We start from the raw sequence: 21,532 nt of genomic DNA, 5'->3' as shown, positions 1-21,532 counted from the left end.
GCTTACAGGTTCCGCTCTTCCAGCCAGTCGGCGATGCGGGCGGCCACCGTTTCCCAGCCACGCTCAAGCATCAGGCCATGGCCCATGTCGGGGAAGATCTCCGCGCGGCGGGCGTAGGTGGTCGCGGTCATGTGCACCTGGTCCGGCGGGATCAGCGCATCATGGCTGGCGCCGAGGATCAGCATGGGCACCTGGTGCATGCGACCCGGGTGGGGCAGGTTGAACAGGGTCATGTCCCAGATTGCGCGATGCGACTCGGGCTGGCTGAGGCGGTAGTAGCGCTGCAGATCGTCTTCATCCACCGGCTGGTGGAACAGCGCCTCGCGCAGGCTGTCGATGTCGACGTCGTTGCCGGTCATGATGCGGTTGAGGTCGGTCAGTAGCGTCGGACGCTTCAGCATCAGGCCGAAGGCCGAGCCCATCAGCCCCTGTGGCGGCACGGACGACATCAGCACCGCCGCCGGTGCGTCGTGCTGTTCGAGATACTTCTGTACGACCATGCCACCCATCGAATGGCCGACGAGGACCGGCGGAGCGGGCAGTCGGGCCGCGACTTCGGCAACGTCGCGCACGTAGTCGTCGATGGAATACGAGTCCAGATGGTCACGGCGCCGGCTGTGGCCGTGGCCCGACAGCGACACTGCATAGGCTGCCCAGCCGCGTTCGGCGAACCAGGGCAGGAAATGCTCCTCCCAGCACCAGGCCGACACGTAGGCTCCGTGGACGAACAGCAGGGGCGCCGGCCGCGGCTGGCCGGAGGGGGTGCGGCACAGCACCTCGAGTTCGCCGAACCGGCCCGCGTTCATCGCGCGCCCTCGCAGTGGGTGCCGTACGTGGGGCTGGGTGCAGCGAGGGCGGTGGCGTATTCGGAGTGAAGGTGTTTCGTCATGAGGTGTCCGTCGATCGGGTTTTCGGAGGCGGGGTGCGCCCCGGCTTGCCGCGCCTCGTGGGCGCAGGTCTAATCCGGTTTTTGCTGCGGGGGCGCAGATGCTCAAGTGGGTGCTGGTCGTGGTTCTGCTGGTGCTGGTCACCGGACTGTTGCGGCCCGACACCGCCAAGCGGCTGCGCCTGGGCCGGCTGCCGGGGGATCTTGCCTTCCGCTTTCGGGGGCAGTCCTATCATTTTCCGTTTACCACCACGGTGCTGATTTCCCTGGTGGCATGGTTGATTCTGCGATCGTTGTGAGCGGCGGGGAAGGGCATTCGGTCACGTTCCGGGTGTAGACCCGGCGTTCGCGGCGGCGGCGCCATCGCGCAGCCTGAGCGCACGCACGGCTGCCACGCGGGCTTCGTGCACCGCCTGCGGAATGCGGGCCTTGTCGCTGCAGCCGCGCGCGATGGCGCCGGCATCGACGCCGCGCACGGCGGCGAGTGCCGCAAGCCACAGCGCGCGTGGCGCCCACTCGGGGCGCGGGCCGCCGCCGCGGCCGTGGTGGTCGCAGGCCGTGGCATCGAGTGCGAGGATGAAGCGCTCCGGGCGCCGCAGCGCGTCGCAGCGCTCCATGACCTTCACCATGGTCTCCGGACGCAGCACCGGGGCTTCGCCGAAGACACCGTGTTCGCGGGCAACCATCTCCGCCAGGTCGCGGCATTCGGATGGCGCCTTCAACCGGGTGGAGACTTCCCTCGCGCGCCGGGCGCTGGCATCCTCGTGGCGGTAGTGGTGCGGCAGGATCTCGGGCGGCGTGTCGGCCTTGCCCAGGTCGTGCATCAGGCAGGCCCAGCGTACCGCCAGCGGCTGCTGCGTGGCGGCGGCGTAGTCGATGACCATCAGCACGTGTTCGCCGGTGTCGATTTCGGGATGGTGATTCGCCATCTGCGGCACGCCGAACAGGTGTTCGAGTTCGGGCAGGATGTGGGCGAGCGCACCGCATTCACGCAGCGCGCGGATCATGCGCGACGGCTTGCCTTCCATCAGTCCGCGCGCGAATTCTTGCCACACGCGCTCGGCCACGAGATGGTCGACTTCTCCGGCCGCGACCATGTGCCGCATCAGCGCGAGCGTTTCCGGCGCGATGCTGAAGTCGGCGAAGCGGGCGGCGAAGCGCGCCACGCGCAGGATGCGCAACGGGTCTTCGGCGAAGGCGGGCGACACGTGGCGGAAGATGCGCGCCTCGAGATCCTGCACGCCGCCATGCGGGTCGATCAGGCGACCGTCCTCGTCGCGTGCGATGGCGTTGATCGTCAGGTCGCGGCGCAGCAGGTCTTCCTCGAGCGTGACTTCGGGCGCGGCGTAGCACACGAAACCGGTGTAGCCGTTGCCGGACTTGCGTTCGGTGCGGGCGAGGGCGTACTCCTCCTGCGTCCGCGGATGCAGGAACACCGGGAAGTCCTTGCCTACCGGGCGAAAGCCCCGCGCCAGCATGTCTTCGGGGGAGCTGCCGACCACGACCCAGTCGCGGTCCTTGACCGGCAGTCCGAGCAGGGCGTCGCGCACGGCGCCGCCCACCACATAGCATTGCATCAGCCGTACAGGTCCTCGGCGGGGATGGATTCGGTCTCCGCGCGTGCAGCCGCTGCCCAGTCCTGCATGTGCGGGTTCGAAAGCATGGCCGCGAGGTACTCGCCAGCTGCGCCGTCCGGCTGCACGCCATAGGTCTGGAAGCGGAAGCACACCGGTGCGAACGCCGCGTCGGCGAGCGAGAAGCGGCCGAACAGGTAGGGGCCGCCCTGACCGAAGCGCGCGCGGCAGTCATTCCAGATCGCGACGATGCGCGCGATGTCGGCGTCGACTTCCGGCGTGTGGCCGAAGCCGCGGTAATCCTTGCGGATGTTCATCGGCATCTTGCTGCGCAGCTGCTGGAAGCCGGAATGCATTTCGGCAGTGACGGCCCGTGCCGTGGCGCGCGCCACCGGGTCGGCCGGCAGCAGTGCCGGCTGCTTCTCGGCCAGGTATTCGCCGATCGCCAGCGAATCCCACACCACGACGCCGTGATCGTTTAGGCAGGGCACCTTGCCCGAGGGTGAGTGCGACAGGATGCGCTCGCGGCTGCCGGGAATGAACAGCGGAATGTCGATTTCGCCGAAGGCAATCCCGCTTTCGCGTGCTGCCAGCCAGGCGCGCAGGGACCAGGACGAGTAGTTCTTGTTGCCGATGATGAGTTTCATGGCTTGCTCCGTGGTGGTGAGGCCTTACCGGCGCGCGTGGCGACGGAAGGGGTAATAGTGGGCGCGCATGGCTTCGGTTCCAAGCCAGGTAGGCACGACGGCCTCGACCGCAGTGGGTACGAGACCGAAGGGCAGCGGATCGCCCGTGGCGACGTTGTCGACGCGCATCGAGCGCACGTTGTCACGGCTCATCAGCGGTTGCGGCGCCAGTTCCATCAGGCGCGCTTGCAGCATGGCCAGCCCTTCGGGCAGGGCGATGACCGGGCGCGGCTTGCCGACCAGGTCCGAGATGTACTCGACCAGCTGGCGCAGGGTGTAGACGGCCGGACCGGCCAGCTCGTAGGTCTGGCCGGCCGCCTCGGGCGAGGTGAGGCTGCGCCACACGACCTCCGCAACATCCTCGACATGCACGGGCTGGAAGCGGGTGCTCGCGCCTGCGAGCGGCAGCACCGGGAAAACGGCGGCAAGGTCGGCGAACATGTTCAGGAAGCGGTCGTCACGGCCGAAGATCACCGAGGGGCGCAGGATGACCCAGTCGAGATCGGCGCCGGTGCTGCGGATCGCGGCTTCGCCGGCCGCCTTGGAACGCTGGTACTCGGACGGGCCGTCGCCGCTCGCGCCGAGCGCGCTGACATGCACGAGGCGCTTCACCCCGGCGCCGCGGCAGGCGGCGACGATCTTCTTCGGCAACTCGACGTGGGCGCGGGCAAAGTCGGGCCCGTAGGGCTCGCCGCTGCGCGAATGCAGCACACCCACCAGGCTCACCACCGCGTCCGCGCCGGCGAACAGGCGGGCGAGGGTGTCGGGGTCATGCACGTCGGCCTCGACCACCTCGACGTTGGGCAGCAGGAGGATGTGGCCGGCCCGGCTGCGGCGCCGGGTGGGAACGAGCACGCTGACGCCGGCTGCGGCCAGCCGGTTGGCGATGGCCCGGCCGACAAAGCCGGAGCCGCCTACGAGTACGACGCGTTTGACTTGCATGGTGGAAGCTCGCTGTTGTTGTTTGCGTGAAGGTTCATGTTCATTCGCTCGCCGGGCGCGGACCGACCACCCCCAGCCGGTCCTTGAGCGACTGTGGCCGGCGGTCCAGCAGGGTGCCGTAGATCACGGCATTGGCCATCACCTTGCGGACGTAGTCGCGTGTCTCGTCGAAGGGGATGGTCTCGGCATAGATGGCGCCTTCGAGCGGCTTCTCGTCGCGCCAGCGGCGCGCACGGCCCGGGCCCGCGTTGTAGCCGGCGCTGGCCAGCACCGGGTGGTTGTCGAGGCCTTCGAGGATCAGGCGCATGTAGCTGGTGCCGAGCAGCACGTTCGTGTCCGGGTCGGATAGCATGCGCTGGTTGTAGTTGCGCAGCCCGATCTGGCCGGCGACCCATTTGCCCGTGGCCGGCATCACCTGCATCAGCCCCTGGGCGCCGGCGCTGGAGCGTGCCGGTACGACGAAGCGGCTTTCCTGGCGCATCAGACCGTAGATCCAGGCGAGGTCGAGCCCCTGGCTGCGTACCTGTGGCTCGATGAGGTCGCGATAGGGGGTCAGGAAGCGCAGTTCGTAGTTCGCGCGTGGGTTGGCGAGCTCGGCGGTATTGATCGCACGGTCGTAGAGTTCGTTGCGCAGGGCGATCTGTGCGGCGGCGAGGCGGAAAGGTTCGTCGCGGTCGCGCAGCGCCCAGACCCATTCCCGCACTGCCTCGGTGCGCATGTCGAGGCGGTACAGTGCCAGTGCGCGCTGCAGGCCCGGGTCGTTCTCCGCTTCGGCGAGCCCCGTCGCAGGCAGCGAGCCATCGGAGGGCGGCGGCGAGAACGGCTGGCCAAGTTCCTCGCCGGCAAGAATGCCGTAGAAGTGCGGTTCGCCGGCGATGCGGGTGAACAGGGACTCGGCCTCGGTTCGCTTGCCGGTCGCAGCATGCGCGCGTCCGAGCCAGTAGATCCATTCGGGCGCTTCGCGCTCGCCATCGGGAAGCGCCTCGATCGCCTCGCGCACGCCCTGCCAGTCGAGCGCGCGCAGGGCGGCACGCACCCGCCAGGCGCGCTGCAGCGCCGTCAGCTCGACGCCGGCCGTCGCGCGGTACAGACCCGGTGCCTCGGGGAACTGGTCCAGCGCTGCGTGCATCGCGATGACGGCCATGATGTGGCCGCGTTCCTCGCTGCCGAGGCGGTCCTGCAGGCGCAGCAGGCGATCGTAGGCCCCGCGCGAGTCGTCGCGTGCGACACGCGTGAGTGCGGCCAGCACCAGCTCGCGGGCGCCGCGGGTGACGGCAAAGTTGGCGGGCAGGCGGTCGAGCCAGGCGGATGGTGACTTCAGGGCGTGCTCGGCCTGTGCGGGTGCGGGCGCCGATTCGGCGGGCAGCCAGCGCCAGGTCAGGCGCGCGTCGTCGGGTTTGCGCGTGTCGATCTGACGGCGGGCGCGCTGCCACACTTCGTCCTCGCTCACGAGGCCGGATTCGAAGGCGGCGCGCAGCGGTGTGTCGCAGGCGGCAGGGGCGTCGTCCAGTGTGCGCCATTGCCGTGCGACTTCGTCCAGCGCACTACGGTCGCCGGTCATCAGACGTGCGGTCCAGGCGGTGCAGCGCATCTCGTAATCGGGGTTGCGCAGCGCCGGGTAGAGGGCGACAAAGCGCGCCCATTCGCCGTCCTTGGCCAGCCGGCGCAGCCAGTCGGCGCGCAGGCGCTCCGCGAGCACGGTGCCGGCCTCGGCACGCAGGAAGGCGTCGAGCTCGCCTTCGGGCGCAGGTTCGGGGCGCGCGAGTACATTCACCAGCCGCCAGTAGCGGACGTAGGCGTCCAGGACATGGGACCCTGTGCTCGCGGCCAACTGCTCGAGCGCGCGCTGGTCGCCCTTGCGCAGCGCTTCGCGAGCGGCGACGATTCGGTTGTCGCCGGGCTCGGACATCGCCTGCCCCGGCGCCGCTGTCGATGCAAGCAGCCCGACTGTCAGCAGCGCGGCTTTGACGCCATTCTTCATGCTCTTCTTGCTCTCCATTGCGACCTAACATACCACAGTGATGACGCCTGTTTTCGACCCGTGGGAAGACCTTGTGCAGCGCCGCAACGGAATGCGGCAACAGGCCCTGAAAGCCCGGCTGGACCTCAGTGCCGGGCACAGGCGGGACCTCACGAAACGGCTGGTGTTCCACCTCGATGCGGTGATCGGCGAACTGGCTCCGCGCTCGCTCGGATTCTGCTGGCCCTACCGCGCTGAGCCCGACCTGCGCGACTGGGTTGCGGACTGGCTGGCGAAGGATGCGGCGCGGATCGCGGCGCTGCCGGTGGTGGTCGAGAAGGACGCCGCAATGCATTTCCGGCGCTGGGTCCCCGGGGCGCCAATGGTCCCCGACCGGCATGGCATTCCGCATCCGGCAGAGGCGGTGGAGGTGCAGCCGGAGGTTGTGCTCGTGCCACTGAACGCCTTCGATGCAGCCGGCTATCGGCTTGGCTACGGTGGCGGCTACTTCGACCGCACGCTGGCGCAGATGCGCACGATCGCGATCGGCGTCGGCTTCGAACTGGGGCGGGTCGACAGCGTGCTGCCGCAGCCTCACGACCTGCCGATGAACTGGATCGTCACCGAGTCGGGCGCGGCGCGGGCGGCTTAGGGCCCTGCGGCTTCAGCTGGCGAGAAACAGGCGGTAGGCGGGGTTGTCCGTCTCGGCGACGTACTCGTAGCCGAGACGCTGCAGGAAGTCGTCGAACGCCACCTTGTCCTCGGGCGGCACCTGCATGCCAACCAGCACGCGGCCGAAATCCGAACCGTGGTTGCGGTAGTGGAACAGCGAGATGTTCCAGTCCGAACGCAGGTTGGAGAGGAAATTCATCAGCGCGCCGGGCCGCTCGGGGAACACGAAGCGGTAGACGACCTCGTTCTCGGCCTGCGGCGAGTGGCCGCCCACCATGTAGCGCACGTGGGTCTTGGCCAGTTCGTCGTCGGTGAGGTCGATGGCGGGCAGTTCGTGGCGCTCGAGCATCTCGACCAGGCGGCCGGCCTCGTTGCGGTTGTGCACGGTGACGCCGACGAAGATGTGCGCCTGCCTGGCGTCGGCGTAGCGGTAGTTGAACTCGGTGATGTTGCGGTTGCCGAGCACGCTGATGAACTTGCGGAACGAACCCGGCTTCTCCGGAATCGTCACCGCCAGCACCGCCTCGCGCTGTTCGCCCAGTTCGGCGCGTTCGGCGACGAAACGCAGGCGATCGAAGTTCATGTTTGCCCCCGAGGCCACGGCGACCAGGTTCTTGTCGCGCAGCTTGTGGCGCCTGGCGTATTCCTTGGCACCGGCCACAGCCAGGGCGCCCGCGGGCTCCAGGATGGAACGGGTGTCCTCGAACACGTCCTTGATTGCGGCGCAGATGGCGTCGTTGTCGACCACGATCATCTCGTCGACGTATTGCTGACACAGACGGAAGGTCTCGGCGCCCACTTCCTTGACCGCCGCACCGTCGGCGAAGATGCCGACCTGATCGAGCGCGATGCGCCTGCCCGCCGCCAGCGACTGGGTCATCGCATCGGCGTCCACCGCCTCGACGCCGATGATCTTCGTCTCCGGACGCAGGCGCTTGATGTAGGCCGCGACGCCGGCGATCAGGCCGCCGCCGCCGACACAGCAGAACACCGCGTGGATCGGCTTCGGATGCGCGCGCAGGATCTCCATGCCCACCGTGCCCTGGCCGGCGATCACGTCCGGGTCGTCGAAGGGATGGACGAAGGTGAGCTTCTCTGCCTTCTCGAGTTCGAGTGCGTGCGCGTAGGCATCGGAATAGGATTCACCTGCGAGCACGACCTCGCCGCCGCGCGCCTTGACCGCGTCGATCTTGATCTGTGGCGTGGTGCTGGGCATCACGATGACTGCGCGCACACCGAGCTTTGCGGCGGACAATGCCACGCCCTGGGCGTGGTTGCCGGCGGAAGCGCAGATCACGCCGCGCTTGAGAGCCTGCGGAGACAGCTTGGCCATCTTGTTGTAGGCCCCGCGGATCTTGAAGCTGAACACCGGCTGCATGTCCTCGCGCTTGAGGAAGATGCGGTTGTGCGCGCGTGCGGACAGATTGGTGGCGAGGTCGAGCGGCGTCTCGACGGCAACGTCGTAGACCTGCGCATTGAGGATGCGCTCGAGATAATCCGTGGGGGTGCTCATGAGGGGCTCGCGGTGAAGCTGAAGCAGCAAAAGGATCGAGGTTAGCAGCCGATGCCGCGCTGCGGCAAGGCAGGTGTCTTGCGACGCAGGGTGGTGGAACGCGAGGGGCGAGTGGCTCAGGCCCTCGGGTCGCTGCCGTCGGCCTGCTGCATTGTTCGCATCTGGCGGTCGATGAGCTCCTGCATCGTGTCGACGCCGCGCAACTGCAGGATCGTCGAGCGCACGGCTGCTTCGAGCAGCACCGCCAGGTTGCGGCCGGCGGCGACCGGCAGCACGACCCGTGCGACCTTCACGCCAAGGATGTCCTTGGTTTCCTGCTGCAGCGGCAGGCGCGAGGGGTCGCCGGCACCCGGCTGGCGGCGCTCGAGGTGGCACGCCAGGCGCAGGCGCATCTTCCGCCTGCAGGCGGTCTCGCCAAAGATGGTGCGGATGTTGAGGATGCCCAGGCCGCGGACCTCGATGAAGTCCTGCAGCATCGGCGGGCAGCGGCCTTCGAGCACGGTCGGGGCTACGCGCGAGAACTCGACGACGTCGTCCGCGACGAGGCCATGGCCGCGCGAAATCAGCTCCAGTGCAAGTTCGGACTTGCCCGCGCCCGAATCGCCGGTGATCAGCACGCCGACGCCGAGCACGTCCATGAACACGCCGTGAAGCGAAATCTTCTCGGCCAGTTCGCGCGACAGGTACAGGCGCAGCTGGTCGATCACGCCGGCCGCGGGCTGCGGCGTGGTGAACAGCGCCACGTCGTGCGCTTCGCACACACCGTGGATGATGTTGGACGCGGGACAGCCGTCGGCGATGATGATGGCCGGGGGGCGCGCCGACAGGATCTCGTTGAGGTGATGGGCGACCTTCTCGGTCGTCTGGCGCTGCGCCCAGGCCAGCTCTGCGGCGCCCATGATCTGCAGGCGCGTGGGGTGTATCAGATTGAGGTGGCCGACGAGGTCCGCCGGCCAGATGCGCTCTTCGGCGACGGCCAGCGTGGCGTCGAGCCGCCCGCTGACGTGGGTGAGTTCAAGGCGCTCGCGCTGGGCCTCAAACAGCCGCGCGACGCTTGTCTGCCGCATCGGTGCCCCAGTTCAGGAACATCTGGTGAATGTGTTCGGCATCGGGTGCGTTCAGCAGCGCTTCACGGAAGCTGCGGTCGCTGAACATCTGCGCGAGTTCGGACAAGAGCTGCAGGTGGGTCTCGTTGGCCTGCTCGGGCACCAGCAGCACGAACAGGAGATTGACCGGGCGGCCGTCGGGCGCATCGAACTGCACCGGGGCGGCCAGACGCAGGAAGGCGCCGGCGGCTTCCTTCAGACCCTTGATGCGGCCGTGCGGAATGGCGATGCCCTGGCCGAGACCGGTGGAGCCGAGCCGTTCGCGAGCGAACAGGCTGTCGAACACCAGGCTGCGGGCAATGCCCTGATTGTTCTCGAACAGCAGGCCGGCCTGTTCGAATACGCGCTTCTTGCTGCTCGCGTCGAGATCGACCACCACATTGGACAGTGGCAGGAGTTGAGGTATCAGGCTCATTCGCTGTGGAGCTTGCGCAGCGCCGTTACCGCTGGCGCCGCGCTGGGCGATCGGACGGACCGGGATGCGTTGAAGCCGCGTCTTGAAAACGCGCGCATTATACCCACACCCCGGACATAAAACCGCAACCCGGCAATCAGGCCTCGGGCTCCTGGTGCTTCAGGGCTTCGTGGTTGTGGTCCGCCATCTTCTGCTTGTACTTCTGGACCTGGCGGTCAAGCTTGTCGGCCATCGAGTCGATGGCGGCATACAGGTCGGCGTCGTCGCTCTCGACGAAGAGGTCCTTGCCGCGCACGTGCAGAGTGACTTCGGCCTTCTGCTTCAGCTTTTCGACGGAAAGGATCACCGCCACGCTGGTGACGTTGTCGAAGTGGCGAATGACGCGGTCGAGCTTGGTGCTCACGTAGTCACGGATAGCCGGGGTGACTTCGACGTGGCGCCCGGTGATGTTGAGATTCATGGTAACTCCTGTTGTTGTCAGATCGATTTGCGCAGACTGACCGGCGGGATATTCAGTGATTCGCGGTACTTCGCGATGGTGCGCCGTGCGACCACGATACCCTGCTGGCCCAAAACTTCTGCAATCCTTGCGTCGGACAGCGGCTTCTTGCTGTCCTCGGCGTCTACCAGTTGGCGAATCAGCGCACGAATCGCCGTGGAAGAGGCCGCTCCGCCGGTGTCGGTGGAGACGTGACTGCCGAAGAAATACTTGAGTTCGAACACACCGCGCGGCGTTGCCATGTATTTCTGTGTTGTCACGCGCGAAACGGTGGATTCGTGCAGCTCGAGCTGGTCTGCGATCTCCCGGAGAGTGAGTGGCCGCATCGCCACGTCTCCATGATCGAAGAACTGCCGCTGCTGGTCAACGATGGCCTGGGAGACCCGCAGGATGGTGTCAAAACGCTGCTGGACGTTCTTGATCAGCCAGCGTGCTTCCTGCAGCTGACCGGTGAGTCCGCCGCCCTGGCCGCGGTTCTGTTGCAGCAGGCTGGCGTACAGGCGATTCACGCGCAGGCGTGGCATCGCGTCCTGGTTGAGGCTGACGGTCCACCGGCCGCGGATCTTGCGCACGATGACGTCCGGCAACACGTAGCGCGTTTCGGAGGCCGAGTGGCGCGATCCGGGGTGCGGGTCGAGGCTGCAGATCAGGGCGTGGGCGGCGCGCAACTGGTCGTCGTCGCATCCGGTGTGTTTCTTGAGGCGGGCGAAGTTGCGCTCGGCGAGCAGTTCGAGGTGACGGTCGACAATCTCGAGGGCCAGCATCTGCGTCGGCGTTTCGGGCATTGCGCGCAGTTGCAGCGACAGGCATTCCTGCGGACTGCGTGCGCCGATGCCGGCGGGGTCGAGGTGCTGCACGTGACGCAGCGCGATCGACAGCTCGTCGAGATCGATGTCGAGCTCGGGCGGCAGCAGCTCGAGCAGTTCCTCGAGCGGCTGGTGCAGGTAGCCGTCGTCGTCCAGCGCCTCGATGATGAAGCGCACCAGCGCGCGGTCGCGGTCGGACAGCGGCGACAGCGCCACCTGCTGGTCGAGGTGGTCGCGCAGCGACAGTTCGGCCGCCTGGAACTCCTGGAAGTCGGTGTCGTCGTCATCGTCGCGCTTGGCCTGGGTGCCGCTGCCGACGTTGGACCAGTCGATGCCTTCCTCGTTGTCCTCGCGCTCGGCGCCCTTGCCGGCTTCCCCGTCGCCGGCAGCCTCGGCGCTGCTCTCGCGTTCGCGCTCCCGCTCACGCTCGGCGGGCGGCGTGCTGGTGGCGAGACCGGGCTGCGGCACGAAATCGTCGATCTCCTCGCGCTCGAGCATCGGATTCTCGAGCAGGAAGCGTTCGATCTCCTGGTTCAGCTCGAGCGTGGACAGCTGCAGCAGCTTGATCGACTGCTGCAGCTGCGGCGTCAGCGTAAGGTGCTGCGAGAGCTTGAGCTGGAGACTGGGCTTCATGCGGGCACTAGAGGCGGAAATGTTCGCCGAGGTAGACCTGGCGCACCTTCTCGTTAGCGATGATTTCGTCCGGCTGGCCGCTGGCGAGCACACGACCTTCGCTGATGATATAGGCGCGATCGCAAATGCCGAGTGTCTCGCGCACGTTGTGGTCGGTGATGAGCACACCGATGCCGCGTTCCTTGAGGAAGCGGATGATCTTCTGGATGTCGATGACCGCGATCGGATCGACGCCGGCGAAGGGTTCGTCGAGCAGGATAAGGCGCGGGTCGGTGGCGAGCGCGCGGGCGATCTCGCAGCGGCGGCGTTCGCCGCCCGACAGCGAAATCGCGGTGTTATCGCGCAGGTGGGTTATGCCCAGCTCCTCGAGCAGTTCCTGTAGGCGTTCGTCGATGCGGCGCGGCTCCAGGCCCTGCAGTTCGAGCACCGCGCGGATATTCTCGGCCACGGTGAGCTTGCGGAATACGCTCATTTCCTGCGGCAGGTAGGACAGCCCGAGGCGGGCGCGGGCGTGGATCGGCAGGTGGGTGAGGTCCTTGCCGTCGAGCCCGATCTGGCCGCCGTCGGCACGCACCAGGCCGACGATCATGTAGAAGCAGGTGGTCTTGCCCGCTCCGTTGGGGCCGAGCAGGCCGACGACCTCGCCCGAGCCGACCTCGAAGCCGACGTCGTGCACCACCGTGCGCGCCTTGTAGCGCTTCTGCAGACCGGCGACCTTAAGCAGACTCATCGTAGGGCTCTTTCAGCAGCTTGCGGATCAGATCGGGCGCAAAGCCGCGGGTTTGCAGGAAGCGCGCCTGTCGGGCCCACTCGCGGGCATCGGCAGGTGCCTCGCGGAAGCGGCCGTGCAGCACACTGCGGGCACGCTCCACCTCGGACTCGGTGCATTCGCCGGCGATGGCCTCGTCGATCAACTCGCGCTCGATGCCGCGACGGGCCAGCTCGTTGCGCAGCCGGCTCGCGCCGAAGCGCGCGGCCTTGCCGCGCACGAAGGCTTCCGCGAAACGGCTGTCGGACTGCAGCCCGAGTTCGCTCATGCGCGCGATGACGGCCTCGATCTCGTCGGCTTCGCCATGCGCGGCGAGCTTGCGCGCCAGCTCGGCGCGCGAGTGATCGCGGCGGGCGAGGTGGCGAAGGGCGCGCTCGCGCAGGCTGGGCTCGGCCATGGTTCCGGCGGTCAGGCCTCGGCCGCGGCCGGGGCGGGAGCGGCCGGCGGCAGTTCGGGCAGGCCGACCGCGACGCGGACCTTGTTCTCGATCTCGCGTGCCAGCGCCGGGTTGTTGCGCAGGAACTCGCGCGAGTTGTCCTTGCCCTGGCCGATCTTGTCGCCGTTGTAGGCATACCAGGCGCCCGATTTATCGACGATCTTGTGCTCGACGCCGAGATCGATGATCTCGCCTTCGCGCGAGATGCCCTCGCCATACAGGATGTCGAAGTGCGCTTCCTTGAACGGGGGCGAGACCTTGTTCTTGACGACCTTGACGCGGGTCTCCGAACCGACGACCTCGTCGCCCTTCTTGATCGTGCCGGTGCGGCGGATGTCCATGCGCACCGAGGCGTAGAACTTGAGCGCGTTGCCGCCGGTGGTGGTCTCGGGGCTGCCGAACATCACGCCGATCTTCATGCGGATCTGGTTGATGAAGATCACCAGCGTGTTGGTGCGCTTGATGTTGGCGGTGAGCTTGCGCAGCGCCTGCGACATGAGGCGGGCCTGCAGGCCGGGCAGCTGGTCGCCCATCTCGCCCTCGATTTCGGCCTTGGGTGTCAGCGCGGCGACCGAGTCCACCACGACCACGTCTACACCGCCCGAGCGCACCAGCATGTCGGCGATCTCGAGCGCCTGTTCGCCGGTGTCGGGCTGGGAGATCAGCAGGTCCTGGATGTTGACGCCGAGCTTCTCCGCATAGCCGACGTCGAGCGCGTGCTCGGCGTCGATGAAGGCAGCGGTGCCGCCCAGCTTCTGCATCTCGGCAATGACCTGCAGCGTCAGCGTGGTCTTGCCGGACGATTCCGGGCCGTAGATCTCGACCACACGGCCGCGCGGCAGGCCGCCGAGGCCGAGTGCGATGTCGAGCCCGAGCGAGCCGGTGGACACGGTCTGGATGTCGCGTTCGACGTTGCCGTCGCCCATGCGCATGATCGAGCCCTTGCCGAACTGCTTTTCGATCTGCGAGAGCGCGGCGGCGAGCGCCTTGGCCTTGTTGTCGTCCATGAAAGTCGTTCCTGAGTGATTGGCGAATTATGGCACAGAGCTTGCTGTGATGCTGTCGGGCATCTCTGACGGCGACAGTGTAAGACCTGTAAATGAATACAGCAATGCCGCGAGCCGGCGCCCGCCAGCCGCGTCAGCGAGCAAGTGCGATCACTTCGCCGAGCGCGTGGATCACGGTCTGACGACGCACGGCCGTGCGATCCCCCGCCAGCTGGAGCGTGCGGACAAGGGTCGGTGCTTCGCGTTGCGCCCAGGCTACGCACACCATGCCGACCGGTTTCTGCGGCGTGCCGCCGGTCGGACCGGCAACGCCCGACACCGCAACCGCCAGGTCCGCCCTGCTGCGCGTCAGCGCGCCCTCGGCCATCTCGACCACTGTGGCTTCGCTCACCGCGCCGTGGCGGGCGAGGGTTTGAGGAGAGACGCCGAGCATGTCCGTCTTGGCCGCATTCGAGTAGGTCACGAAGCCGCGGTCGAACCAGGCCGAGCTCCCGCTGGTGGCGGTGACGAGCTGTGCGATCCAGCCGCCGGTGCAGGATTCCGCAGTGGCCAGCATCCAGCCGCGCGCGGCCAGCGCGTTGCCCACCGCGACCGAGAGCGCGTCGAGTTCGGCGTCCATTTCCCCGTTCCCTGCCCGATCAGGCGCCGAACAGCGCGACCAGCGCCGCCAGCGCCAGCAGGGTGTAGCCGGCTGCGACGAGGTCGTCGAACATCACGCCGAAGCCGCCCTTGAAGCTGCGGTCCGCCCAGCGCACCGGCGGCGGCTTGACGATGTCGAAGAAGCGGAACAGCGCGACCGCGGCGGCTTGCCACAGCAGCGTCTTGGGCGCAAACACCAGCACCAGCCAGGTGGCGACCATCTCGTCCCATACGATGCCGCCATGGTCCGGGACGCCCAGCGCCTGTCCGGTGCGTTCGGCGGCGATCACGCCGGCGATGAACAGGCTGGCGAGCAGGGCGAGGAAGACGAACTCCGACAGCGGGGTGCGGATCAGCGGGTACAGCGCCCAGGCCAGCAGCGTGCCGACCGTGCCTGGTGCCCACGGTGACAGTCCGGCGCCGAAGCCGAGGGAGATGAAGTGGGTCGGGTGGCTCAACAGCAGGCGCGGGGTGGGGCGCATGAGGGGGTCCTGGTCGGTGTTGCGGGGCATGAGGGCGTGGCCGCTTGCGCGGACGCGCTCAGGCGAAATGATCGTAGCCCGATGCGCCGGCGGGTGCCAGTGTGCCGTCGGGTTCGCGCAGCAGGCAGACGCCAGCCTGTCCGGTGATCTGGCCGATGCGGTGCAGTGGCAGACCAAGGCTGGTGGAAAGCTCGGTCAGCGCGGGGCGTGCGCTCGCAGGTGCGGCAAACAGGAGCTCGTAGTCATCGCCGCCCGACAGCAGGCAGCGTCTGGCGATGGCCGCATTGGCGCCGGTCGCACGCAGCGCGTCGAGCGGCAGGGCGGCGGCATCGACAATGGCGCCAACCGCGGACGCTTCCAGGATATGGGCGAGGTCGCCGAGCAGTCCGTCGGACACGTCGAGCATCGCCGTCGCGATGCCCCGCAGTTGCAGGCCAAGTTCGACGCGCGGTTGCGGACGCTGCAGTGCGTCCACGCAGCGGGCGCGCCCGGCTGCATCCAGCGCGACCTCACCGTGCAGCGCGGCCAGTCCCAGCGCGGCCAGCCCGGGTTGGCCCGAGATCCACAGTTCGTTTCCGGCGCGGGCGCCGGTGCGGGTGATTGCTTGTCCCGCGGGGACTTCGCCGACGATGGTGACCGAGAGGTTCAGCGGGCCGCGGGTGGTGTCGCCGCCTGCGAGGTCCACGCCGAAGGCGTCGGCGCAGGCGAACAGGCCGCGCGCGAAGGCCGCGATCCAGGGGTCGTCGGCCGCCGGCAGGGCAAGCGCGAGGAAGGCCCAGCGCGGCTCGGCCCCCATCGCGGCCAGGTCGGAGACGTTGACCGCGAGGGTCTTCCAGCCGAGGTCCTCGGGGTCGGTGTCGGCGAAGAAGTGGGTGCCGCTGACCAGCATGTCGGTCGAGACTGCCAGCTGCACGCCGGCACGCGGGCGCAGCAGCGCGGCATCGTCACCGACCGCGAGGTCCGTATGCTGCGGGGACCGGGTGAAATGGCGCCGGATCAGGTCGAATTCGGAAGGCATTGCACGTCGGGGCCAGCACTGCGTCGGGGGCTGGCGCTGCATCGAGGGGGTGCAAGCTTAACGCAGATGAGGCGCTGGGGTTGCGCAGGGTTCGCGTGCCGGCAGTCAGGCTCTGTACGTCCTGCCGGACGCACAGGGCTGGGGGATGGGCGGCTGCGGCGGGTCGTGCAGGGGGCGCAGCGCTCAGGCGCGACGGCCGGCGATGCGTGCCTTGAGGGCGTCCCAGTCGACCGCGTCGAGCGTGTTCTTGACCAGCAGGCCGAGGTCGGTGTCGCCCTCCATGCGCAGGCGGCGGCTGAAGAACAGCGTGTCGGGGTCCTCCTCGCGCAGCGCCAGCGCCATGAAGTCGCGGGTGGTGGCGGAGATGATCAGGTCCGGTTTTCTGTCCGCCACCGGCGTGGCGCGGCGGAAGCCCTTGCCCGTGAGGGTGAAGTCGAGCGTGAGGCCGGCATCGAGCACGCGCATCTGCAGGTGATGGCCGGTGAGCGGCGCAAGCGTGTCGCGCGGCAGGATGCGATCGAGCGCAAGGTTCAGTGCCAACGTCAGCGCGTGCGTGGGGGGCTGCTGCGGCAGGCGCGACACCAGCTTCGCCACCGGAGCCGGCACGGTGAAGTCGGGAATGCGAAGGTTCTCCAGGCGTTCGCTGATGCGCTGGCGCAGGCTGCCGGGCAGCAGTTCAGTCGGCAGCGGGAGGCGGGGCAGGGCGGGAAGGGCTGGCATGTTCGGTCTCCGGAGGCGAGGCGGGCGGGGGACGAAAGCGGGCGTGGCGGGCAAGTCGGTTGGCTGGGGAGGGCCGTCGCCGCCATGTCAGGCCGCGACGTATTGTTCGACGCCGGCGCGGCCGTGCCAGAAGCCGTTGCACGGCGCCTCGACCATCAATGCGCGACTGGCGGCGAGGGCGTCGGCCGGTGTGCGGGCGCCATCGAGTGCAGCGCGGAAAAGCTCCGCGATGGCGCGGGTGTTCGCGCCCTGCGGGCTGATGCGCAACACCTCGGCGCTGCCTTGCACGGCCGCCAGGTCGCCGAGCAGGTTATGCACGCGCGCCGACTGGGTCTGCACGCCGTTCAGGGTCAGGAAGGGCTCGCCTTCGCGGGTGCGCAGCGTGATGCCGTCCATCAGCGACAGGCAGCGGAACTCGCAGGTGTCCTTCTGCAGGTTGAAGTGGCGGGCGGTGAAGCAGCGCGCCGAGTGCGCCAGCGGCAGGCGGCCATAGGCGAAGACTTCGGTCTCGACCGGTGCTGCGATCGCGGCGCGGACTTCGGCCAGCGCAGCGCCCGACATCTCGGGGGCGACCGCCCAGCGCGTGGCGCCGGAATCGATCATCAGTTGCAGCGTCGCCGGGTTGAAGATGTTCAGCGTCGGGCCGGCGATCCAGTTCCTGATGCCGGCTTCGGTCAGCAGGCGCACCGCACCCATGTCGTTGGCCTCGACGCGGAAACCCGGATCGCCTTCGGCGCACTGGCGCACGATGCGGCGCAGCACCTTGAGGTCGGATTCGGATTCGATCAGGCCTTGCGTGCTCATCACCACTTCCTTGCCGGCGGCGGTGAGCACCTTGCCGACCTCGAGCCAGTCGTCCAGGCGCAGTTCGTGGCGGCGGGAGCACACGGTCTCGCCGAGATAGATGCTGTCGACCGGCGCTTCGGCCATGTCGGCGTAGAAGTCGAGCACGCTCTGGTGCGGCCAGTAATAGAGCAGGGGGCCGAGGGCGAGTTTCATCGGGCGGATCTCAGTTCGTTCGGGTGATGCGGGGTGAGGCGGCTTGCGCGACGCTCACTTCCACGGGCGGTAGTAGGCGCCCAGCGTGTGGCTCTGGCCTTCGGAGACCTTGTTGAGCTCGGCCATCCACGCTGGCAGCACGCTGAAGCCTTCGGCGCCGCCCGCCTTCAGCTTGTCGAGCGCGGCGCGCCATACCTTGGTGACCTGGGCGACGTAGGCGGGGCTGCGCTGGCGGCCTTCGATCTTGATCGCGCGGATGCCGATGCGGGCGAGCTCGGGCAGCAGCTCGAGGGTGTTGAGGCTGGTCGGCTCCTCGAGCGCGTAGTACGTCTCGTCGTTGACTTCGAAACGGCCCTTGCACAGCGTCGGGTAGCCGGCGCGCTCGCCCTCGGCGAAACGGTCGATGAGGATGCCGTTGAGGCGCGTCTCCATGCCGCGCGGCGTGTCTTCCCAGCGCACGTGCTTGCCCGGCGAGCAGGCGCCGTTGCAGTTGGGCGACTCGCCGGTGGCGTAGGCCGACAGCGCGCAGCGGCCCTCGACCATCACGCACAGCCCTCCGAAGCCGAAGACCTCGATCTCGACCGGCGTGTTGGCGACCACGCTCTCGACCTGCGCCATCGACAGCACGCGTGGCAGCACCGCGCGCTGGATGCCGAAGTGCTCGTGGTACCAGTTGATCGCCTCGTAGCTCGTCGCCGAGCCTTGCACCGACAGGTGCAGTCGCAGTTGCGGGTGCGTCTTGGCCGCGTAGGCCATCAGGCCGGGGTCGGCGAGGATGAGCGCGTCCAGGCCGAACTCGGCGGCGCGGTCGATGGCCTGCGTCCAGCTCGGCCAGTTGCCGGTCTGTGGATAGGTGTTGAGCGCGAGCAGCACCTTTTTGCCGCGGGCGTGGGCGTAGGCGATGCCTTCGCGCATCTGCGGCGGGTCGAAGTTGAGACCGGTGAAGTTGCGCGCGTTGGTGGCGTCCTTGAAGCCGAGATAGACGCAGTCGGCGCCGTGGTCGATGGCGGTCTTCAGGGCCGGCAGGCTGCCGGCGGGGCAGACGAGCTCGATCGGGGAGGCATTCATGGGGGCAGGGTCGGGGCAAAAAAAGCCCCGCAACCATAGTGCCCAAAGCACGCAGGGGCTTTGACTCGCGTCAAAGCCCCTGCAATGGACCGTACGCCGGTGCGCTCAGCGCATGGTGTGATGCGTCGCCGCGGCAGCGTGGTGGTGACCGGCGTGCGGTCGGTGGTGCGAGGGTCGGCCGAACAGGCCGCCGACCAGCATGCCGAGGGCGCTTGCTGCCAGGCCGAAGAGCTGCGGCTCGATGTCGCCCTCGGGGACGAAGAGTTCGAACAGGATCCAGGTCGCCAGCCCGCAGACGATTGCCAGCGCTGCGCCGAGGTTGTTGGCGCGCTGCCAGAACAGGCCGGCGGCCAGCGGCACGAAGGCGCCCGCGAGCGTGATGCGATAGGCGTTCTCGACCATCTGGTGGATGGTCGATTCGGTGCTGGTGGCGTACCAGGTGACGAGCACGGTGAAGATCACGACGGTGACGCGCGTCGCCCACAGGAACTGGTGGTCACGCATCTGGGGGAAGAAGCCGCGCAGCACGTTCTCGGAGAACGTCACGGACGGCGCCAGCAGCGTGCCCGACGCGGTGCTCATGATCACCGACAGCAGTGCGCCGAAGAACACGACCTGCGCGGCGAAGGGCATGTACTGCAGGATCAGCGTCGGCAGGATCAGCTGCGAGTCCTGTTCCATCAGCCTGCCGACCATGTCGGGGTCGATGATCGTCGCGGTGTAGGCGAGGAACAGCGGCACGGCGGCGAAGAAGAAATAGCTGACGCCGCCGAGCGTGGTGCCCCACACCGCGACCGTCTCGTTCTTCGACGAATTGACGCGCTGGAACACGTCCTGCTGCGGGATGGAGCCCAGCGCCATGGTGGCGAAGGCGGCGATCCAGGCAATCATGTCGACCATGTCGAGCGTGGGCAGCCAGTCGAGCTTGCCGTCCGCTGCCGCCTTGGAAACGACGACATCGAAGCCGCCCGCCATGTCGCCGGCTAGGCTGGTCACGTAGAGCAGGCCCAGCACGATCACGATCATCTGCACGAAGGTGGTCATCGCCACCGACCACATGCCGCCGAACAGGGTGTAGACCAGCACCACCGCCGCGCCGATCAGCATGCCCTGGTTCATCGACACCACGTCGGCCGACAGCACGTTGAACACCAGGCCGAGCGCGGTGATCTGGGCTGCCACCCAGCCGAGGTAGGACAGCACGATGCAGATCGACAGGATCAGCTCGGTCGTGCGGTTGTAACGCATGCGGAAGAAGTCGCCCAGCGTCAGCAGGTTCATGCGGTACAGCGGGCGCGCGAAGATCAGGCCGAACAGCACCAGGCACACCGAGGCACCGAGCGGGTCCGAGATCAGGCCGCGAAAGCCTTCGTCGATGAAGGTGGCGGAGATGCCGAGCACGGTCTCCGCGCCGAACCAGGTGGCGAACACCATGGCCAGCACCACGATCATCGGCAGGTTGCGACCGGCGGTGATGTAGTCACGCGCGTTGTGTACGCGGGTGGCCGCATACAGGCCGATGCCGATGGAAACGACGAGGTAGGCGACGACAAGCCAGAGCAGCATCATGAGGCCCTTCGTGAAAGCGCAGCCAGGCGCGTGTTGTTTGCGAAAATCAGGCGCGAGTTTAGCAACATGCTGCGCTGCGGGGGCGCAGGTTTTCCATTGCTGGCAAGGGATCTGGCGATGGTTTATTGCACTTTTGCAACGCTCGGGTCGGCGGATGGTGCCGGCATGGTCTCGCGACCCAGGGCGGACTGCGCGAGCTTCACGATCCGGGCTGCGCAAAGGCCGTCAGGATCGAGGTCGGGGCGGTACTCGACGATCTCCATCGCGACGAAGTCGGGACAGGCGCGCAGCCGGCGCAACTCGGCCGCGAGCGAGGCGACACCGAGGCCGTCGGGCTCGGGGCAGGTCACGGCCGGCAGCTCGCCCGGGTCGAGGGCGTCCAGGTCCAGGCTGAGCCCGAAGCCGCGACCGCCGGCGCGGGTGATCGCCAGCGCGTCGCCCATCACCGCATGCAGCCCGCGGCGATGCACCTCGTCCATGGTGAAGATGCGCACCCCCAGTCGCTGCAGCAGGGCGTGCTCCTCGGCTTCCCAGGCGCGCGCGCCGACGACGCAGCAGCGCGCAGGATCGAGGCAGGGGCCGGGAAGATCGGTGAGTTCGGGCGCGCCCTCGCCGAGCAGGGCAGCCAGCGGCATGCCGTGGATGTTGCCCGAATGTGTCGTGTGCGCCGTGTGGCTGTCGAGGTGGGCGTCGATCCAGATCAGTCCGGGCGCTTGGCCGATGCGGTGCCCGACGCCACGCCAGGTGCCGGTGGCGATAGCATGGTCGCCGCCGAGGACGAGAGGAAATTCGCCGGCCGGAAGTCCGGCAATCGCGTCCGCGAGCCGTGTTGCGAAGGCACCGTTGACCTGAAGGCTGGTGCGCATGTCGTGCGCCGTGTCAGACAGTGGGCTGGGTTCGAGGGTGGCGCTCCAGCGTGCGGTGCGCCCGGCTGCGCGCAGGCTAGCCACGAGCCCACTGCCTTCGAGGGCTGACGGTCCGCGCGCGCTTCCCGGATCGGGTGCGCCAAGCGCACTGGCGGCGCCGAGCAGGGCGAGTGCCTGCTCTGGCTGTTGCGGGGTGCCGGCCGGGAGCGTCATCGCCAGTCTCCGTCAGGTTCTTGCGCACTGCCGGCCAGGCAGGCGCTCCGCGCG

General features: G+C 68.0%; 23 protein-coding genes. 2 read left to right on the top strand and 21 right to left on the bottom strand.

Features of this window, described 5'->3' with window-relative positions; translation table 11 throughout:
* Nucleotides 1-2 precede the first annotated feature (2 nt).
* A complete protein-coding gene (locus CGK74_RS03215; protein ID WP_094267062.1) occupies nt 3-806 on the bottom strand; it encodes an alpha/beta hydrolase in 804 nt (267 codons plus the stop codon).
* Nucleotides 807-987: 181 nt separating this feature from the next.
* On the opposite strand from CGK74_RS03215, the gene CGK74_RS03210 reads away from it, so the two are divergent.
* Complete coding sequence (locus tag CGK74_RS03210; protein WP_094267061.1) at nt 988-1,185, top strand: DUF2905 domain-containing protein; 198 nt, start codon at nt 988-990, stop codon at nt 1,183-1,185.
* 21 nt (nt 1,186-1,206) lie between these two features.
* Here the strand turns inward: CGK74_RS03210 and CGK74_RS03205 are convergent, their stop codons facing one another.
* Genes CGK74_RS03205 through CGK74_RS03190 form a run of 4 tightly spaced genes read right to left on the bottom strand, consistent with a single transcriptional unit; the run spans nt 1,207 to nt 6,069 of the window.
* A complete protein-coding gene (locus CGK74_RS03205) occupies nt 1,207-2,463 on the bottom strand; it encodes a multifunctional CCA addition/repair protein (protein ID WP_094267060.1) in 1,257 nt (418 codons plus the stop codon).
* Entirely contained in the window at nt 2,463-3,107 is a 645-nt protein-coding gene (locus CGK74_RS03200; RefSeq protein ID WP_094267059.1) for a glutathione S-transferase family protein, read from the bottom strand. Before CGK74_RS03200 ends, CGK74_RS03205 begins: the two co-directional genes overlap by 1 nt.
* A 24-nt stretch (nt 3,108-3,131) precedes the next feature.
* Nucleotides 3,132-4,088: a complex I NDUFA9 subunit family protein gene (locus CGK74_RS03195; RefSeq protein WP_094267058.1), complete on the bottom strand. Its 957-nt coding sequence runs from the start codon at nt 4,086-4,088 to the stop codon at nt 3,132-3,134.
* A 40-nt stretch (nt 4,089-4,128) separates the two neighbouring features.
* Nucleotides 4,129-6,069 (bottom strand): lytic transglycosylase domain-containing protein, encoded by a 1,941-nt coding sequence (locus CGK74_RS03190; protein ID WP_094267427.1) that lies wholly within the window; start codon nt 6,067-6,069, stop codon nt 4,129-4,131.
* 40 nt (nt 6,070-6,109) lie between these two features.
* Between CGK74_RS03190 and CGK74_RS03185 the strand changes: the two genes are divergently transcribed.
* Nucleotides 6,110-6,700 (top strand): 5-formyltetrahydrofolate cyclo-ligase, encoded by a 591-nt coding sequence (locus tag CGK74_RS03185; RefSeq protein ID WP_094267057.1) that lies wholly within the window; start codon nt 6,110-6,112, stop codon nt 6,698-6,700.
* A gap of 12 nt (nt 6,701-6,712) precedes the next feature.
* Here the strand turns inward: CGK74_RS03185 and ilvA are convergent, their stop codons facing one another.
* The 16 genes from ilvA to CGK74_RS03105 form a co-directional block, all read right to left on the bottom strand.
* Complete coding sequence (gene ilvA, locus CGK74_RS03180; protein WP_094267056.1) at nt 6,713-8,233, bottom strand: threonine ammonia-lyase, biosynthetic; 1,521 nt, start codon at nt 8,231-8,233, stop codon at nt 6,713-6,715.
* Nucleotides 8,234-8,349: 116 nt separating this feature from the next.
* Nucleotides 8,350-9,300, bottom strand: a complete 951-nt coding sequence (gene hprK / locus CGK74_RS03175; protein ID WP_094267055.1) for an HPr(Ser) kinase/phosphatase — start codon at nt 9,298-9,300, stop codon at nt 8,350-8,352.
* Complete coding sequence (ptsN, locus tag CGK74_RS03170; RefSeq protein WP_094267054.1) at nt 9,269-9,754, bottom strand: PTS IIA-like nitrogen regulatory protein PtsN; 486 nt, start codon at nt 9,752-9,754, stop codon at nt 9,269-9,271. The genes hprK and ptsN overlap by 32 nt, the downstream gene beginning before the upstream one ends.
* 136 nt (nt 9,755-9,890) lie before the next feature.
* The gene (gene hpf, locus CGK74_RS03165; protein WP_094267053.1) at nt 9,891-10,214 is read right to left on the bottom strand and encodes a ribosome hibernation-promoting factor, HPF/YfiA family; all 324 of its coding nucleotides are present in this window, start codon (nt 10,212-10,214) and stop codon (nt 9,891-9,893) included.
* 17 nt (nt 10,215-10,231) lie between these two features.
* Nucleotides 10,232-11,692: an RNA polymerase factor sigma-54 gene (locus CGK74_RS03160; RefSeq protein WP_094267052.1), complete on the bottom strand. Its 1,461-nt coding sequence runs from the start codon at nt 11,690-11,692 to the stop codon at nt 10,232-10,234.
* A gap of 7 nt (nt 11,693-11,699) precedes the next feature.
* Nucleotides 11,700-12,422: an LPS export ABC transporter ATP-binding protein gene (lptB, locus tag CGK74_RS03155; protein WP_094267051.1), complete on the bottom strand. Its 723-nt coding sequence runs from the start codon at nt 12,420-12,422 to the stop codon at nt 11,700-11,702.
* Nucleotides 12,409-12,858: a recombination regulator RecX gene (gene recX, locus CGK74_RS03150; RefSeq protein ID WP_094267050.1), complete on the bottom strand. Its 450-nt coding sequence runs from the start codon at nt 12,856-12,858 to the stop codon at nt 12,409-12,411. The genes lptB and recX overlap by 14 nt, the downstream gene beginning before the upstream one ends.
* A gap of 11 nt (nt 12,859-12,869) precedes the next feature.
* A complete protein-coding gene (gene recA, locus CGK74_RS03145) occupies nt 12,870-13,904 on the bottom strand; it encodes a recombinase RecA (protein ID WP_094267049.1) in 1,035 nt (344 codons plus the stop codon).
* A 133-nt stretch (nt 13,905-14,037) separates the two neighbouring features.
* Complete coding sequence (locus CGK74_RS03140; protein WP_094267048.1) at nt 14,038-14,523, bottom strand: CinA family protein; 486 nt, start codon at nt 14,521-14,523, stop codon at nt 14,038-14,040.
* 19 nt (nt 14,524-14,542) lie between these two features.
* Complete coding sequence (locus tag CGK74_RS03135) at nt 14,543-15,025, bottom strand: phosphatidylglycerophosphatase A family protein (RefSeq protein ID WP_094267426.1); 483 nt, start codon at nt 15,023-15,025, stop codon at nt 14,543-14,545.
* Nucleotides 15,026-15,083: 58 nt separating this feature from the next.
* On the bottom strand, nt 15,084-16,043 hold the full coding sequence (thiL, locus tag CGK74_RS03130) for a thiamine-phosphate kinase (protein ID WP_094267047.1): 960 nt from the start codon (nt 16,041-16,043) through the stop codon (nt 15,084-15,086).
* 183 nt (nt 16,044-16,226) lie between these two features.
* A complete protein-coding gene (gene ubiT / locus CGK74_RS03125; RefSeq protein WP_094267046.1) occupies nt 16,227-16,763 on the bottom strand; it encodes a ubiquinone anaerobic biosynthesis accessory factor UbiT in 537 nt (178 codons plus the stop codon).
* 87 nt (nt 16,764-16,850) lie between these two features.
* Nucleotides 16,851-17,762: a U32 family peptidase gene (locus tag CGK74_RS03120; RefSeq protein WP_094267045.1), complete on the bottom strand. Its 912-nt coding sequence runs from the start codon at nt 17,760-17,762 to the stop codon at nt 16,851-16,853.
* Between the two features lie 54 nt (nt 17,763-17,816).
* On the bottom strand, nt 17,817-18,830 hold the full coding sequence (gene ubiU / locus CGK74_RS03115; RefSeq protein ID WP_094267044.1) for a ubiquinone anaerobic biosynthesis protein UbiU: 1,014 nt from the start codon (nt 18,828-18,830) through the stop codon (nt 17,817-17,819).
* Nucleotides 18,831-18,935: 105 nt separating this feature from the next.
* Nucleotides 18,936-20,396 (bottom strand): high affinity choline transporter 1, encoded by a 1,461-nt coding sequence (locus tag CGK74_RS03110; protein WP_094267425.1) that lies wholly within the window; start codon nt 20,394-20,396, stop codon nt 18,936-18,938.
* 125 nt (nt 20,397-20,521) lie between these two features.
* Nucleotides 20,522-21,478, bottom strand: a complete 957-nt coding sequence (locus CGK74_RS03105) for an arginase (RefSeq protein WP_094267043.1) — start codon at nt 21,476-21,478, stop codon at nt 20,522-20,524.
* Nucleotides 21,479-21,532: the final 54 nt, after the last annotated feature.

Source organism: Thauera propionica (assembly GCF_002245655.1).
GTDB classification, from domain to species: domain Bacteria; phylum Pseudomonadota; class Gammaproteobacteria; order Burkholderiales; family Rhodocyclaceae; genus Thauera; species Thauera propionica.
Note: the sequence above shows the minus strand (reverse complement) of the source record. Positions and strands in the feature narration are given on the sequence as shown.

Coding starts and splice junctions, on each gene's coding strand:
- CGK74_RS03110 (WP_094267425.1), bottom strand. CDS start 20,396: ATGCTGCTCTGGCTTGTCGTCGCCTACCTCGTCGTTTCCATCGGCATC.
- CGK74_RS03215 (WP_094267062.1), bottom strand. CDS start 806: ATGAACGCGGGCCGGTTCGGCGAACTCGAGGTGCTGTGCCGCACCCCC.
- lptB (WP_094267051.1), bottom strand. CDS start 12,422: ATGAGTCTGCTTAAGGTCGCCGGTCTGCAGAAGCGCTACAAGGCGCGC.
- CGK74_RS03120 (WP_094267045.1), bottom strand. CDS start 17,762: ATGAAACTCGCCCTCGGCCCCCTGCTCTATTACTGGCCGCACCAGAGC.
- recA (WP_094267049.1), bottom strand. CDS start 13,904: ATGGACGACAACAAGGCCAAGGCGCTCGCCGCCGCGCTCTCGCAGATC.
- CGK74_RS03200 (WP_094267059.1), bottom strand. CDS start 3,107: ATGAAACTCATCATCGGCAACAAGAACTACTCGTCCTGGTCCCTGCGC.
- ilvA (WP_094267056.1), bottom strand. CDS start 8,233: ATGAGCACCCCCACGGATTATCTCGAGCGCATCCTCAATGCGCAGGTC.
- hpf (WP_094267053.1), bottom strand. CDS start 10,214: ATGAATCTCAACATCACCGGGCGCCACGTCGAAGTCACCCCGGCTATC.
- CGK74_RS03185 (WP_094267057.1), top strand. CDS start 6,110: ATGACGCCTGTTTTCGACCCGTGGGAAGACCTTGTGCAGCGCCGCAAC.
- CGK74_RS03140 (WP_094267048.1), bottom strand. CDS start 14,523: ATGGACGCCGAACTCGACGCGCTCTCGGTCGCGGTGGGCAACGCGCTG.
- CGK74_RS03205 (WP_094267060.1), bottom strand. CDS start 2,463: ATGCAATGCTATGTGGTGGGCGGCGCCGTGCGCGACGCCCTGCTCGGA.
- CGK74_RS03160 (WP_094267052.1), bottom strand. CDS start 11,692: ATGAAGCCCAGTCTCCAGCTCAAGCTCTCGCAGCACCTTACGCTGACG.
- CGK74_RS03210 (WP_094267061.1), top strand. CDS start 988: ATGCTCAAGTGGGTGCTGGTCGTGGTTCTGCTGGTGCTGGTCACCGGA.
- CGK74_RS03195 (WP_094267058.1), bottom strand. CDS start 4,088: ATGCAAGTCAAACGCGTCGTACTCGTAGGCGGCTCCGGCTTTGTCGGC.
- CGK74_RS03135 (WP_094267426.1), bottom strand. CDS start 15,025: ATGCGCCCCACCCCGCGCCTGCTGTTGAGCCACCCGACCCACTTCATC.
- ptsN (WP_094267054.1), bottom strand. CDS start 9,754: ATGAGCCTGATACCTCAACTCCTGCCACTGTCCAATGTGGTGGTCGAT.
- ubiT (WP_094267046.1), bottom strand. CDS start 16,763: ATGCCAGCCCTTCCCGCCCTGCCCCGCCTCCCGCTGCCGACTGAACTG.
- ubiU (WP_094267044.1), bottom strand. CDS start 18,830: ATGAATGCCTCCCCGATCGAGCTCGTCTGCCCCGCCGGCAGCCTGCCG.
- hprK (WP_094267055.1), bottom strand. CDS start 9,300: ATGCGGCAGACAAGCGTCGCGCGGCTGTTTGAGGCCCAGCGCGAGCGC.
- CGK74_RS03105 (WP_094267043.1), bottom strand. CDS start 21,478: ATGACGCTCCCGGCCGGCACCCCGCAACAGCCAGAGCAGGCACTCGCC.
- thiL (WP_094267047.1), bottom strand. CDS start 16,043: ATGCCTTCCGAATTCGACCTGATCCGGCGCCATTTCACCCGGTCCCCG.
- CGK74_RS03190 (WP_094267427.1), bottom strand. CDS start 6,069: ATGAAGAATGGCGTCAAAGCCGCGCTGCTGACAGTCGGGCTGCTTGCA.
- recX (WP_094267050.1), bottom strand. CDS start 12,858: ATGGCCGAGCCCAGCCTGCGCGAGCGCGCCCTTCGCCACCTCGCCCGC.